The organism is Ekhidna sp. (assembly GCF_039940915.1).
Lineage (GTDB): Bacteria > Bacteroidota > Bacteroidia > Cytophagales > Cyclobacteriaceae > Ekhidna.
In genome coordinates this window covers 291,432-304,647 of the sequence record NZ_JBDVFO010000002.1, presented here as the reverse complement: position 1 = coordinate 304,647, position 13,216 = coordinate 291,432, and the positions used below count along the sequence as shown (strand labels likewise).

General features: G+C 38.0%; 14 protein-coding genes. 3 read left to right on the top strand and 11 right to left on the bottom strand.

Annotation, left to right across the window (positions count from 1 at the left end):
* The first annotated feature begins 242 nt into the window (after nucleotides 1-242).
* On the top strand, nucleotides 243-842 hold the full coding sequence (locus tag ABJF57_RS06610) for a hypothetical protein (RefSeq protein ID WP_462233580.1): 600 nt from the start codon (nucleotides 243-245) through the stop codon (nucleotides 840-842).
* 102 nt (nucleotides 843-944) lie between these two features.
* On the opposite strand, the gene ABJF57_RS06605 is transcribed toward ABJF57_RS06610, so the two are convergent.
* The 4 genes from ABJF57_RS06605 to ABJF57_RS06590 form a co-directional block, all read right to left on the bottom strand.
* Nucleotides 945-1,556 (bottom strand): hypothetical protein, encoded by a 612-nt coding sequence (locus ABJF57_RS06605; RefSeq protein ID WP_462233578.1) that lies wholly within the window; start codon nucleotides 1,554-1,556, stop codon nucleotides 945-947.
* On the bottom strand, nucleotides 1,557-2,066 hold the full coding sequence (locus tag ABJF57_RS06600; RefSeq protein ID WP_462233576.1) for a hypothetical protein: 510 nt from the start codon (nucleotides 2,064-2,066) through the stop codon (nucleotides 1,557-1,559).
* A gap of 31 nt (nucleotides 2,067-2,097) precedes the next feature.
* On the bottom strand, nucleotides 2,098-2,544 hold the full coding sequence (locus ABJF57_RS06595) for a JAB domain-containing protein (protein WP_462233574.1): 447 nt from the start codon (nucleotides 2,542-2,544) through the stop codon (nucleotides 2,098-2,100).
* A gap of 201 nt (nucleotides 2,545-2,745) precedes the next feature.
* Nucleotides 2,746-2,979: a helix-turn-helix domain-containing protein gene (locus tag ABJF57_RS06590; RefSeq protein WP_462233572.1), complete on the bottom strand. Its 234-nt coding sequence runs from the start codon at nucleotides 2,977-2,979 to the stop codon at nucleotides 2,746-2,748.
* A gap of 80 nt (nucleotides 2,980-3,059) precedes the next feature.
* Between ABJF57_RS06590 and ABJF57_RS06585 the strand changes: the two genes are divergently transcribed.
* Nucleotides 3,060-3,527 (top strand): hypothetical protein, encoded by a 468-nt coding sequence (locus tag ABJF57_RS06585; protein WP_462233571.1) that lies wholly within the window; start codon nucleotides 3,060-3,062, stop codon nucleotides 3,525-3,527.
* Here ABJF57_RS06585 and ABJF57_RS06580 read toward each other — a convergent pair whose 3' ends face one another.
* The 3 genes from ABJF57_RS06580 to ABJF57_RS06570 all read right to left on the bottom strand — a co-directional run bounded on the left by ABJF57_RS06580 (nucleotide 3,528) and on the right by ABJF57_RS06570 (nucleotide 5,586).
* The gene (locus ABJF57_RS06580) at nucleotides 3,528-4,436 is read right to left on the bottom strand and encodes a toll/interleukin-1 receptor domain-containing protein (protein WP_462233569.1); all 909 of its coding nucleotides are present in this window, start codon (nucleotides 4,434-4,436) and stop codon (nucleotides 3,528-3,530) included.
* A gap of 396 nt (nucleotides 4,437-4,832) precedes the next feature.
* The gene (locus ABJF57_RS06575; protein WP_462233567.1) at nucleotides 4,833-5,141 is read right to left on the bottom strand and encodes a hypothetical protein; all 309 of its coding nucleotides are present in this window, start codon (nucleotides 5,139-5,141) and stop codon (nucleotides 4,833-4,835) included.
* Nucleotides 5,142-5,256: 115 nt separating this feature from the next.
* Nucleotides 5,257-5,586 carry a hypothetical protein gene (locus tag ABJF57_RS06570; protein ID WP_462233565.1) on the bottom strand — a complete coding sequence of 110 codons (330 nt, stop codon included), beginning with the start codon at nucleotides 5,584-5,586 and terminating at the stop codon, nucleotides 5,257-5,259.
* A gap of 293 nt (nucleotides 5,587-5,879) precedes the next feature.
* Here ABJF57_RS06570 and ABJF57_RS06565 point away from each other — a divergent pair, with 293 nt between their 5' ends.
* Entirely contained in the window at nucleotides 5,880-6,638 is a 759-nt protein-coding gene (locus tag ABJF57_RS06565) for a hypothetical protein (protein WP_462233563.1), read from the top strand.
* Here ABJF57_RS06565 and ABJF57_RS06560 read toward each other — a convergent pair.
* Genes ABJF57_RS06560 through ABJF57_RS06545 form a run of 4 tightly spaced genes read right to left on the bottom strand, consistent with a single transcriptional unit; the run spans nucleotide 6,632 to nucleotide 13,216 of the window.
* Nucleotides 6,632-7,486 (bottom strand): hypothetical protein, encoded by an 855-nt coding sequence (locus ABJF57_RS06560; RefSeq protein WP_462233561.1) that lies wholly within the window; start codon nucleotides 7,484-7,486, stop codon nucleotides 6,632-6,634. The genes ABJF57_RS06565 and ABJF57_RS06560 overlap by 7 nt on opposite strands.
* A 2-nt stretch (nucleotides 7,487-7,488) precedes the next feature.
* The gene (locus ABJF57_RS06555) at nucleotides 7,489-10,713 is read right to left on the bottom strand and encodes a type I restriction endonuclease subunit R (protein WP_462233559.1); all 3,225 of its coding nucleotides are present in this window, start codon (nucleotides 10,711-10,713) and stop codon (nucleotides 7,489-7,491) included.
* On the bottom strand, nucleotides 10,710-11,555 hold the full coding sequence (locus ABJF57_RS06550) for a hypothetical protein (RefSeq protein WP_462233557.1): 846 nt from the start codon (nucleotides 11,553-11,555) through the stop codon (nucleotides 10,710-10,712). Before ABJF57_RS06550 ends, ABJF57_RS06555 begins: the two co-directional genes overlap by 4 nt.
* 29 nt (nucleotides 11,556-11,584) lie before the next feature.
* The gene (locus tag ABJF57_RS06545; protein WP_462233555.1) at nucleotides 11,585-13,216 is read right to left on the bottom strand and encodes an alpha/beta hydrolase; all 1,632 of its coding nucleotides are present in this window, start codon (nucleotides 13,214-13,216) and stop codon (nucleotides 11,585-11,587) included.

The following is a 13,216-nucleotide window of genomic DNA, read 5'->3' as shown; positions in this document are numbered from 1 at the left end:
TCTTTTTTAGCCTCATTGAAAATTTGCCCAACATATTTTCTTTGCTGTCTTTGCTCCCTTAAACCCGAATCTGAGTCATTCAGTGAGAGTTGTGTTCATTCAACTATGATCAAACTTCCAAAATGATCCCTCTATGATCCTCTCTGGATCAAATTAGATGGAGCAGACTGAGTGGGTCCTGAACAAATAAGCCATGAAAATGCACATTTGAGTAGATAGTGCACATTTGGTACCTTTAAAGTATGCATAGAAACCTCTACATAACCGGCATCATTGTATTTACGATAGTTGGACTGTTTGGCTGTTTTTGGCTGTTTAATAGCCTCATTCATGGGACTGAGTTTACAGAGTTCGTCGCATTTCCAAATCTGACAATCATTGATGGGATTAACGTTCTAATCTTAGAGATTGTCTTTCTTGTCTACCTGCATTTAAAAAAGTATAAAGTAGCTTTTGCATTCAGTTTATTGTCTGCCATCACTTTTTTGATACTTTATTCGACGGTGTACCTATTTTATCAAGGTGTAGGTGCCGGAGATTCTATCAATCTCATTGTTACAATTCATCTGGTAGCCGTGACCCTGTTCTCGTTATCATTGATATTCTCTAAATCCTCTGAACGACCTTTATTAAAGACTGCAGGTTATCTGGGAGCAGTCGTGGGATTAATTATTCTTCCAACTCATGTTGTTGGCGTTTATATGCCAGAAGGAGCAACGCTGGATATACTAATCTACATTGGTATGCTGGTTGGCAGACTGGGAGGGCTGATTGTTATTTTCTACATCCTGAATTTTTATCAGGAGTTAAGGTCTGAGGTTAACGCTGCTCTTCAAACCTGAAATGGAAGATTAACTATTTCCCAATACAGAATGTAACAGATATTGATAATCAATTAGTTAGGTAATTGGCGCAACACTAGCGCAACAAGATTATAACAATAATTACTTATTTATTTTTCCGATACCTAATTTAGTCAAGCTGGTTTTTTGAGAAATTTCTTTTTTGGATTTATTCAAACCTAGGTGAGCAGCGGCAACAATATATGCTTCTCTCAACTCTCTCGAATTAAATCGTCTGATTCCGTAATAGAGTTCTAAACTCCTTTGGTAAGAAGGAAGGAGTTCGTTTAGCTCTAGCAACGAAATTAGGGTTAGAACATTGAAGAATCGAAGATGACCAAATTTTTCTTGTACTCGTACGATAGCTTTCTTGTCATCGATTAGAATAAATGGTATTGAACGGACGCTAGCTTGTGAGATGGCTTCTGCTTCCCCAGCGTCTACCTTGTCTATGGATTTTAGGAATGTCAGTATCATTTGATCTTTCGAATTACAAATGCGATAGAATCCTTGAGATACTGAAAGCGAGCCAATTATTTGATTTCTAATTTTATTTTCTGGAATGTCTTTTCTTGGCGTAAATTCCTTGATTACTTCTTCTGGGAAAAGGAGGTGGTCAAATAGTAGTCTTATCCTGTCTAAGAAGCGAATTTCATTCAGCAGAGTGGCCTGGGCCATGAAAGAATTATCAACAATTGCTACAGGTTTAGGCATCTACTCGTCTTTGCTGAAGAGAGAAATAAGTGCAAGGAGGCCAAGACCAATTCCTAGGAACGCTAATAGTCCATCAATCTCATTTTTGTTTTGGTTAGATTTTTCTTTCTTAGATATTATATCTAGCGCTGCTTTGGTTGCAGCTTCAACTCCCTCGGCTTGTGGATTAAACTCTACCAATGTCATTTCGCTATGATCGATTCCAATACTATTTGAATGATACATGTTGCAAATGACAAGTATTTTTGAAGGGTCTTGGAAATGCTCATATGCTATGCTAATCTCTTCAAGAACAATTCTGCTGAGTTTGTTGGTAGCAAAGATTATGAAGTAGTCAGCTGATTTAATCCTTCTTACCGTTTCATCATCCACGTAGTTCTTTCCATACCTATCAGGAAGAAACATTTCAAAGCCGCTTACAGCTCCAATGGTTTGCAACCTAACAGCCAAAGTTTCTTCTTCATGTGAGTTAGGATTATAAGAGATGAATATGGATGGTACTCTTTTCAATGATCTAAAATTAGGTTAGATAAAGGTAGTATTAAATGATACCATTATCAGCCATACTATAAAACGAATTACTAGTTATAATTATATGATCAAGTAAGCCAATTTCAAGCAATTTGGTGCCTTTTCTAATTTGTCTTGTAATCTGAATATCTTGTTGACTAGGGTTAAGGTTTCCAGAAGGATGATTGTGAGCGAGAATTATTCCAGTGGCATGAGCCATTAAAGCATGTTGAAGGATAATTCTTATGTCCATTACTGTTCCGAAGATTCCTCCTTCACTTAGTCTGACCCAACCCAGGGTATTATTAGCTCGGTTCAGAAGTAACATGTATGCTTGCTCTTTATAGTTTATTCTTTTGAATAGTGGTTTAAGTTGATTGACAGCATCTTCAGAGTTTTTAATCTTCGCCTTTGGTTTTTCCTTGACGTGATAATCTACTTGGATTTCGCCTACTAATGATTTGAATTGTTTAGTCATGATAATTCGATTTTGATGGAACATGATTTAATTGGCGATCCACCAAATCACTTTATCGGATTGAGGCAAAAGGAATCCGAATAAACTAGAATGGAATGTGTGATGGCTTTATGCGGAAGTCTTTTGCAGAATGTGAGGGAGGTGTGCCAAGCAATCCGTAAAGGGATTTAGACTTGAATTAAATCTGCTCCACGAGTCTGACTATTCACCAATCTTGAGTTGTTCCTCAACTCGAATTACTAGGGCTGAAAGCGTGGTATTGACTGCATGACAAATCTTTAACATGGTAGCAAATCGAGGTGTTTTCTCGTTGCGTTCCAATTTTGAAATGTAGTTAGCATCCAATCCAGTTTTAGCTCCTAGCTCTGCCTGGGTAAGTCCAGCATCTTGTCTGAGTTTCTTGATTTCTTTAGCTAGGATGGCCTCCAATTCCATCCTGTAAAGAAGTAATCAAATTATTCCAATTAAGTAGCTCTAAAGAGCTATAAATGTTAAATTATTTCTAACTTAGGAATATGAAATTTTTATTCCGACCACTGTGTCTATTATTAATTTTTTCCACTTTCGAGAGTCATTCACAAGATGAAGTTAAAGTCACCCATGCCTTTAAGAAGCATGATGTATTCAAGATATCTATTTACCAGATGAAAGGTGGTCAACTGAGCTTGTATTCTGACCAGTCAAGAGTAGGTAGACTAACTCAAGTAATGGATGATGCTTATGTAATTAAGATGTCCGATAACAATGTTATCTATTCAATCTCCGCCTTAACCACGAATGAAGAAGCTGATCCAAATTGGGGACTTTCAACTACTGGACTTTTCAGGGATAATGGACTTGATAAAGACTTAAGGTGCTTAGTAGGAGCTGATTCCTATTATGACTTTGATAATATGAATGGTAAGGCGTGTATTAAACTTCATGTAGCCTTACCTGAACTAGGTCATTATTGGGTCTTTCACATTCTTGATGAAGACTTTTAACTAAGCATTTTCTTGGCAAAGTTTTACCAATTGTTTGACTAATGAAGAATAGGATGTGTAACTCTCAACGCTGCTGGTACCAAGTTTTTTTCCAATTTCTTCAATTGTTTGCACTATTTGCTCTTCATTACAAAAGTTAGCTGCATTGACTCCTGTGATTGGTCCTTTTAGTAGATCATAACCTGTTGGATCAATTAGAATTGGGAATAACGATGCTCCCAATCCCCATGCTGCACCCAGCTCAAATAACACATAATGAGATTTGATACTTTCTGCTGACAAAAGTCCAAGGAACACCTTGGATTCCCTAATTTCATCTCTTAAGGTCTCATCTGTTTGAGCGCCTATTGGAAGTTTGTATCCATCGACGCTAGTGCATCTTATAGATTTAGTAGGCAAATTCAAAGCGGTTCTTAAAGTGATTATTAGTAGATCTGCTATTTTTTTGTCTTTACTATTATGACTAATAAATATTTCAATATCAGACATTTGTTTTGCAGCAAATAATTGAGGTTTTAATGGAGCTATGTCTTGTTGTATTGTTAGTAATTCGGTTATTTCTACTAAGCTTTCAAGATTATTAATTTTGGTTCTAAAGCTTTCAATATAATTATCTACTTCACTTCTAGGGTTTCCATTAAGTAAATCAAATGTTCCAACGAAAGTAGCGCAATTATCATATTCTTTTTTATACTCGTTCGAAGAGGCGCTAAAGGAGGATTTGAGAAATTCAGAATTGTATTTATCCCATTTCCGAAATTGACTGGAAGCTTCTTCGAACTCGTTCTCTGTGCGAATATCTTTTTTTAAGAGTTCATTTCCCTTGGCAATCCTTTCAGTAAGGGTCGATTTAAATTGCTCTGGGTCTTTTGTTAATTCTATTCTATCTGTAATTGGTTTTTTTGCCATTTGTAATATTCATAAGTCCCTGTAGCAGTCAAAATTAAGTCTTAATTTCATTAGCGGACCTTTGCGGAAGCGAGGAGTCTCTTAAGGGAAGAGTCCGCTAGGACGCCCTTGGGTAAGCGCAGCGTGGCGACGAGTACGCAGGTCCGCATAAACATCGAGCTGCGATGGACTCAAATGGGCTATGGTAGGGTATGAGGGTAAGGAGCTTATTTGAGGACAGAGAGCAGCGGGTGAGGACTGAGCTTTTTGCATTCAATAATAATGACAGATATGCCCCGTAGGGGTAAGTAGCTCTTGGTACAAGTGCTGCTAATCTGGCGGTATTATTGAGGCAAAGCGAAGGAGGAACGCCTTATAACCACGTGGATCAGAAGACCCACCGAATTATGCCACATATCACAAGAATATGCCTTTCCGAATACCCACCAAATATCCTCCTTTCACTTCGTACTTTATGAACCATCCAATGGAATACAACGCATCCTCAATTGGTCTTTCACCAACTAAGACTCTGCTTCCAATAGCTACTTTATTTTTCTGAACGCAATAAATATCTATCACTTTACTTTCTCGAGTAATCAGCGTTTTCCTAATTCCTATACCTAATGAGTCTATTACTTCACTTTGTGCTGGTTGGTAGCTACATCTTTGGGCAGAGTACACTCCAGTGTCTAACTCATGTCTGAGCTTTTCTAATCGGATCATAGCAATGAATTTTGATGTTAGAATGCGAATAATCAGAATGGAATTGCAAGACCTTACCCAAATCCCCATCAGGCCGTAAAGTGGGGTTTGGGTGAGGGTGATGCAATTAGCTTTCTCAGACTACACAGAAGGTGAATGCACCTTTAGGAATAGTTACTTGATTGGTGGTTGGATTTACCGTTTCAATTAAATGCTTACATCCATGTACTCGATATTTATCTTTAATATCATCTGTTCTAACCATGAGATTTCTCTTCCCTTTTAGGCCGGGAATCTCTACATCAACAGCTAATCTAAACTCATAGCCGTCTTTACTTTTTCTACTGATTATCTGCTCATGTTTTACTTCGCTAGCATCATCAATTGGGCCTAGAATTTTGATTCGTTCGGGCAGGTTATCGTGGAACTTTTCACCTGCGTCTTTTAAGAATTTTTCACAAGTCATAATAAATGAATTTAAATGAATGAATTTCTGGGATTTTTTCCCTTGCGAGAGGGTCGGGGGTACTCGGGGTAGTACCCATTGTCCGAACAGAATTTTTAAAATTTTTTATTTTTTGAAATCTGAAATGATCAGTTAAGAACCTTTTATTGTGGAGATTATCTTATAGCTGAGGTTTAAAATGGATTTCTGAACTTTCTCATAAGTTAGGAATTATGGGGTCTTTGATTCCCTCTCTGTGAATGGAAACCATCTAAATCAGTTAAATTTGATATATGTCCATCACTATTATCTCTATGAGAATTCTACTTTGGTCTATTCTAATGATTAATGTAACAACTGTTTCAGCACAATATGAATATGAGTATAAGCCAGAATTGACTGATATTGACACAACGAAGTACGTGGAATTTATCAATGGGAAGGGATATCTTATTTCAAGACTAGATTTTTCTACGGTTGGAATTCATCTCCAACGAACTGGAAAATGGGAGGTAGTTGTCGATCTTGCAATTCAATATAACGGTGAAAGACTGAATTTTATCCCATCAGAAAGCTTAACCATTACTGGTTTAGATAGAAATTATGAAAGGGTGATTTATGAGACATACTCACATAAGGATTATTTGGATGAAATCGCTAAGAAGCAAAATTCAAGAATGTTCTGGACTTCTTTGGGCGAAGCGATGAGTAACTATAATGCTGGGCAGACTACTACGACTACCCAAACTAATGCTACCGTGCGTGATAATTATGGAAACGTAGTAAGTGGAAGTGCAACCAGTTATCAATCCACCTATGATCCTAATAAAGCTAAATCATCACAGGAAATTTCAAGAATGAGATTGCAAAGGATGCAAGAGCAGCAATTAGAGAACCTAACCTCAATTGAAGAATCTATAATGAAACCAGTCACACTTTATTATGGGGATTTTCACTATGGATATGTATTCTTGAAGATACCAAAGGTAGATAGAGATGCACATGCGATCCAGTTTGATTTAAAGATCGGTAAGGATTTACATACTGTTCTATTTACTTCTACGGATTATTGACATTCACATTTATTATTCATTATGTACTTGTGGAATCTCTCACCGTATGAATCAGAGTCACCATATCCTCCGTACCTGAAATTTCGCCAATTGCTGTCAGGGACATCACAGAAGATGTAAGTGTTGGTTTGATACGAATATTCATTCTTTTTGATTTCAGCAACAACATATATATCATAGTCATAAGAATATGCAGTAACTTTATAAAGCCACTTAGAATCCAGCACGTATGAGGACATAGTAGCCTTGACGTAACCTTCTTCTTTTATGAAATCCAATAGATCATTACATGTAACTAATGAAGAAGAATAATTTTTAACGTTAATCCTGCAATCTTCTAGACTTTCAAGCGAATACTTCAAATCTGATACAGCATTATTAAGATCTGTTACAGCATCTTCAATATCTGATAAAGCATCATTAAGGTTGCTAACTATCCACTCTCCATCAGATTCGTAGGCTGCAGTGGATAGATTACTTTCTGCATCATCCAAGTAACTTGATGCACTGTTGAAATCTCTTGATGCATCATAAGCATACTCTTCAGCATCATCACATTTTATATCGTTGGCTTCATCCTCTGCATATCCAGCGTATTTTTTGGCATTATTAGCATAACCAATTGCATCTGATATTTCAGATTCTGCATAACTAGCATAGCTGTTTGCATCAGATGTATATTGTGCCCTCTTGGCAGATTCAATATAATCTAACGCCGACGAAATGCTTTCTAAAGCACTTTTATAATTGTTATACGAATCTTCTATTTCACCAGCTACATCATCAATCTGACCGAATCCGATATGGATTATTAGGAAGGAAAGACTATATATGATGGTTTGTTTCATACTTACTTCACAAAGTAATCTGCTAACATTTCTGCCTGACGGAGCACTGTTTCAGTAGCTAGCTTTTGTTGATCTGGTGGATAGCCGAATTTACGCAATGCACGTTTTACCATTACTTTCAATTTAGCTCGGACGTTTTCTTTGATTGTCCAATCGATTGTGGCATTAGACTTTACAGTTTCTACCAGGTAGATCGCAAGCTCCCTGAGCTTATCATCACCTAGCACTTCTTGGGCGCTCTCATTATTAGCAACAGCATCGTAGAATGCCATCTCATAGTCACTTAGCCCCATGGACTCTCCACGTTCATCAGCATTCTTGATTTCCTTGGCAATATTGATCAACTCCTGAATGACTTCAGCTGCGGTAAGAATCTTATTCTGGTAGCGCTTGATAGAATTCTCAAGCATTTCCATTAAGGATTTGCTTTGAATTAGGTTGGTTTTGCTTCTAGCTTTGATTTCATCATTGAGTAGCTTTTTCAATGTTTCTAGAGCCACGTTCTGATGCTTCATATCCTTTATTTCCAATAAGAATTCATCAGATAGGATAGAGATATCCGGCTTCTTAATTCCGGCTGCATCAAATACATCTATCACCTGTTCAGATACAAGTGCCTGATCAATGACTTGTCTGATTGTGGTTTCAATATCTTCGTCCGTCCGTCCATTCCCTATAGAATCAAACTTGGACAGACGAGCTTTCACTGCCTGGAAGAAAGCTATCTCATCTTTTGCGTCAATGGCTTGTTCATGAGGTATGGCTATTGCAAATGCTTTGGATAATGCTGTGACCTCATTTATGAATCGCTTCTTTCCATCTTCAAGACTTAGGATATGTTCCTCTGCCGCCAGAATGATCTGAAGCTTGGTCTGGGTGTCAGAATCAAAGTATTCCTCATATTTGAAGCCATCAGCTTTTGTTATGTACGGAACATCTGGATCAGCCGCCAATTTGCTGTAATCATCTGAATAAGCACTTGCTGGCTTCTCGTGGAACATTTGTGATACAACCTCCAATTTCTCTAACATTAGCTGCACCGCTTTTTCTTGGGCTATGGTAGGGTCACCTTTACCACCGCTTTCGGAATAGAAGGAGAGGGCTTTCTTTAAGTCAGAGGCGATTCCCAGATAATCCACTACCAATCCACCTGGTTTGTCTTTGTATACCCTGTTAACCCTAGCAATAGCTTGCATCAGGTTATGACCTTTCATTGGCTTGTCAATGTATAATGTGTGCATACTTGGTGCATCGAATCCGGTCAGCCACATATCACGAACGATCACCAGTTTTAATTCATCATCCGGGTCTTTCATTCGATCTGCCAATGCTCTTCGTTGTTCCTTAGTTGTGTTATGCTTTGCCATTTTAGGACCATCTGAAGAGGATGAAGTCATGATTACCTTGATGGCTCCTTTGGCTAAGTCATCTGAATGCCACTCAGGTCGAATTTTGATAATCTCATCGTAGAGGTCAGCACATATCCGTCTTGACATACCTACAATCATTCCTTTACCTTCGAAAGCTTCCTGCCTTTGCTCGAAGTGGATAATGATGTCTTTTGCTACGGTTGCTATTCGTTTTTGACTTCCAATTAGACCTTCAAGCTGTGTCCACTTAGCTTTTGCTTTTTGGCTTTCTGTCAATTCGTCTTGGCTCAATTCTTCATCTAATTCCTCAACCAGTTTTTTACCTTCTTCGCTGAGATTCACTTTCGCTAGCCTGCTTTCATAGAAGATGCGAACGGTGGCACCATCTTCCACCGCCTGAGCTATATCGTAGATGTCTACATAGTTTCCGAATACAGCAGGTGTATTGACATCTGTGTTTTCAATAGGAGTGCCTGTGAAGCCCAGATAGGTAGCATTTGGTAATGCGTCACGCATATATTTTGCGAATCCATAGACCACCTTTTTGCCAATAATATTTCCTTGCTCGTCTGTATCATCAATGGTCTTGGCTTTGAATCCATATTGGGTTCTGTGAGCTTCATCTGCGATAACAACCACATTTTTTCGTTCAGTCAATGTTTCATAGATGTTCCCTTCATCCGGTTGAAATTTTTGGATCGTTGCAAAGACGACACCACCTGAAGCGACTTTCAGCAATTCTTTTAAGTGCTGTCTGCTATTGGCTTGAACAGGGGTTTGTCTGATCAATTGGGTTGACCCTGAGAAGGTATCAAAGAGCTGGTCATCCAGATCGTTGCGATCTGTTATCACTAATATGGTTGGGTTATTTAATTGTTGTACAACCTTCCCCGTGTAGAATACCATGGATAGGGACTTGCCTGAACCTTGGGTATGCCATACCACTCCACCTTTACGATCACCATCTTCTTTGGAAGCTAATAATGTACTATCGACTGCTTTGTTTACCGCATGATATTGATGGTATGCGGCGATTTTTTTCACTGTTACTACCGAAGTAATCCCGGTATTCAAATCTTCCTTCTTTGATTTTTCAAATACCGTAAAGTGGCGAATTAAATCGAGTAGGATAAGGGGTTTAAGCTGGCCATGAATGAGGGTGATGAGTTCAGAGCTCAATGCTGAGGCCTCAGTTTCTCCATCTTGTGTCTTCCAGGATAAGAAGCGTGACTGGCCAGCGGATAGTGACCCGGACTTGGCTTCTAGTCCATCAGATATAACTAACAGGGCGTTGAAGGTGAAGAGGCTTGGAATCGTAGCTTTGTATGTTTCCAGTTGCTTAAATGCAGATTTTATTGTTGCCTGCTCACTGCCTGGATTTTTGAGTTCAATAACCACAAGCGGTAATCCATTTACAAATAGAATTACATCAGGCCGCTTGTTGTTGCTTTCCTCTATGATCGTGTATTGATTAGCCACTAGGAATTCATTCTTTTCTGGCTCCTCGAAATCAACAAGCCAGACTAAGTCACCTCTTGTGATCCCATCCTTTTGATAGTCAACCTTAATACCCTCGGTTAGCATCCTATGGAACTGCTCGTTGTTAGTGAGTAGTTCGGGAGAAGCAATTCTTAAGACCTGACTTACAGCTTCTGCTTGAGCCTCAATAGGAATGCCTGGGTTAAGTTTTCCTACGGCATTTCTTAGTCGCTCAATTAAGACGCAAGCACTGTAGCTACTTCGCTCCTGTTCTTCTCCATCAGGCGCGATAGAAGGGCCATGGATATAGGAATAACCTAGTTTCTCCAGTTCTTCAATTGCTAATAATTCAATATCGTTTTCAGTGATTTTGGTCAACTTATCTTATTCTTTAAAATATCGTTGATTGCTGCCAATAACACTTGGTAACTTATTTTGGCTGTATCAATATCCGGATTAAATTTTGATGACCACTGCTCATAAGGATGTATATAGTTTCGAAAGCCCCTTAAGTTATGGCTATATTCTTTTACATCTTTTCCAAGAATTCGCAATTCATACGCTACATTAATCATATCGTAAAGAGTCCATTTACTGAATTCCTTTACTTTATCGTCCGAATTTTTAGGGCTTATTTTGCATTCGTTAAATTGTTTAGGATTGCTAGAAGCAACTCCAAGAAGCAATCCCTCCAATGTACTACCTGAAAGTATTATTGAAGCTAAGGCTGCTCCATTGGAGAGACTGATTTGTATCTCCTTTATCCTACTCTTCATAATCTGAATTAGAGCACTATCCATTGGTAGTTTATCAATTACTACACTTTCAAACTGTTTTTCAAGAAATTCCTGCTTGGTGCTTATGCTCTCATCAGTTGAAGGTGATTTTTGCCCAGATAATCTTTCAACAATTTTATCACAATCAGTTTGCAGTGCCCTTGAATTTTCAACTATTGGTCCATCTGTATCAATTTCCCAAACCTGAATAAGCGCATTCAATAAACCAGCTACAATTTTATCATTCTCAATTTCCCAAAATGCTCTTAATCGGTTGGCTTTTGATTCTCCTAGTATTGCATATTTATTGTCATAAATATCTATTCCAATACTACTCCCAATAAAGCTTTGAAATGAGTTATTGCTGAACTCAAGCACATAACCTCCATCCATTCGAAGGAGCTTTTCTAGTTTAATACGTTCTACACCTGTCAAGCTGCTCATAATCAATTACTATTCTAAATCTTATCAGTTTATTTAGGAAATAGCCAATATGGTAAGCTATTCCTTAGTTGTGATCTTAGTCTTCTATTCAATGGATCTAACTCCTGGTTTAGAAGATAATAAAGGTCGGTAAGAAGTTCCTTAGTATCGAAAGCATAAGCATGATGAGCGATGTTAGATTTGACCTCTGTTGTATCTACCGTATCTAAATCTCCATCAACAAACAGATCTTTTCCAGCATCACCCAGACGAGGCTGATTCCTAATTTGTTCTGACAGCCACAATGCTTTATCATTTTCAGAAGCGTACAAGGTGCGCCTCTTGCCAATATTCTTAAACTTTGGCAGAATAGTGTTTTTGAATACTAGTTGGTCAATATCAGGGGCAGCTAGAACTATCTGTCTTATTTTCTTAGCTATCTCCTTACGCATCTTCGCATTGCTGTTTAAGTTATTTAGTCCAACAGTCATTATTCTGTTACCCATGCTGTGCGCTATAATATGAACCTGCTCTGCATTGGTGTTTGTCATTAATTCAGAAATGAAATATTCGAATGAAGGAATAGAAGCGTCCGCTGATTCAATATCTTTAAAGTACCCTGCCGCCTTTGATGCAGAAGGCCAACTAAAGAATCCGGTCAATCCTTTGAATGGTATATCCCATGCTATTTGTGCAGTTCGACGTGCAGCCTCTTCAAAGGAATTATTGTAACCATGGACAAATATTAGAACTGATTTTTTCTCAAGAGACGATAGGTCCTTGTCTAATTGCTTGATGAATGAATTTTTATCTACTGGCTCCACTTTATCCACCACAATGTGTTTATTAGGGTTCTCTCTTAGGGAGAAGGAGAGAATATTCATAGGCCTTTCTATTTCACCTTGTTTGTGATTAGTAGGAATTGTCACTTTGCATTGACCATATTCAAGATCACCGAATTTATTCCCATATTTTACTTTCTTAGTTGACTTACCTTGTGCTCTAGTTGTAGCATAAAATAGAGATACTTCACCTATACCATCATACTCACCAACTTCTGAACTTTTCTCTACATGCTTGCTAGTAGCACTTTTTTTATTCCATCCATATTCACCATCACCATACATATCCGGATAGAACGCAGGTTCAAATTTCATGTGAAACTTTTCACCACTTCCACTCGGCCTTTCAATTTGTTTTGTTCTAATGGATATTGGTAGTTGAGCTTTTCTAATTTTGGTTTGAGTTAATGTGCTTAGTACCTCCTGTGATTGAATAAGATCGACTTTGCTTTCTAGTTTAAGTTCACTCGCAATTGGCTTCAAAACAATTTTTGATATATTATTTGCCTTACCTTCAGAATTCATTGAGTTCGAAGTAACTCTTCCTATAGTTTGCACCTTGTTGTCTGAACTAATACCTAAGATGATGTCACCTTCTTCTATCTTAGTCAGCATATGTAAAGCTTTAGCTGAATATTTAACTTTTTCCAGTGGAAGTTTTGGGTAAGCCTTAGAAATCCCTATTTGAAGATCGTCTTTTGAATGAGAGAATGATTTTGGAATGAAATTCCAATTGAAATCAATTTGCTTATGATCCTGAGTCCATTGATGTATCTCAGATTTCTCAAGTCTAACTATCCAATATTGATATGCACGAATGATTTCAGGTAGGTTTTCCAT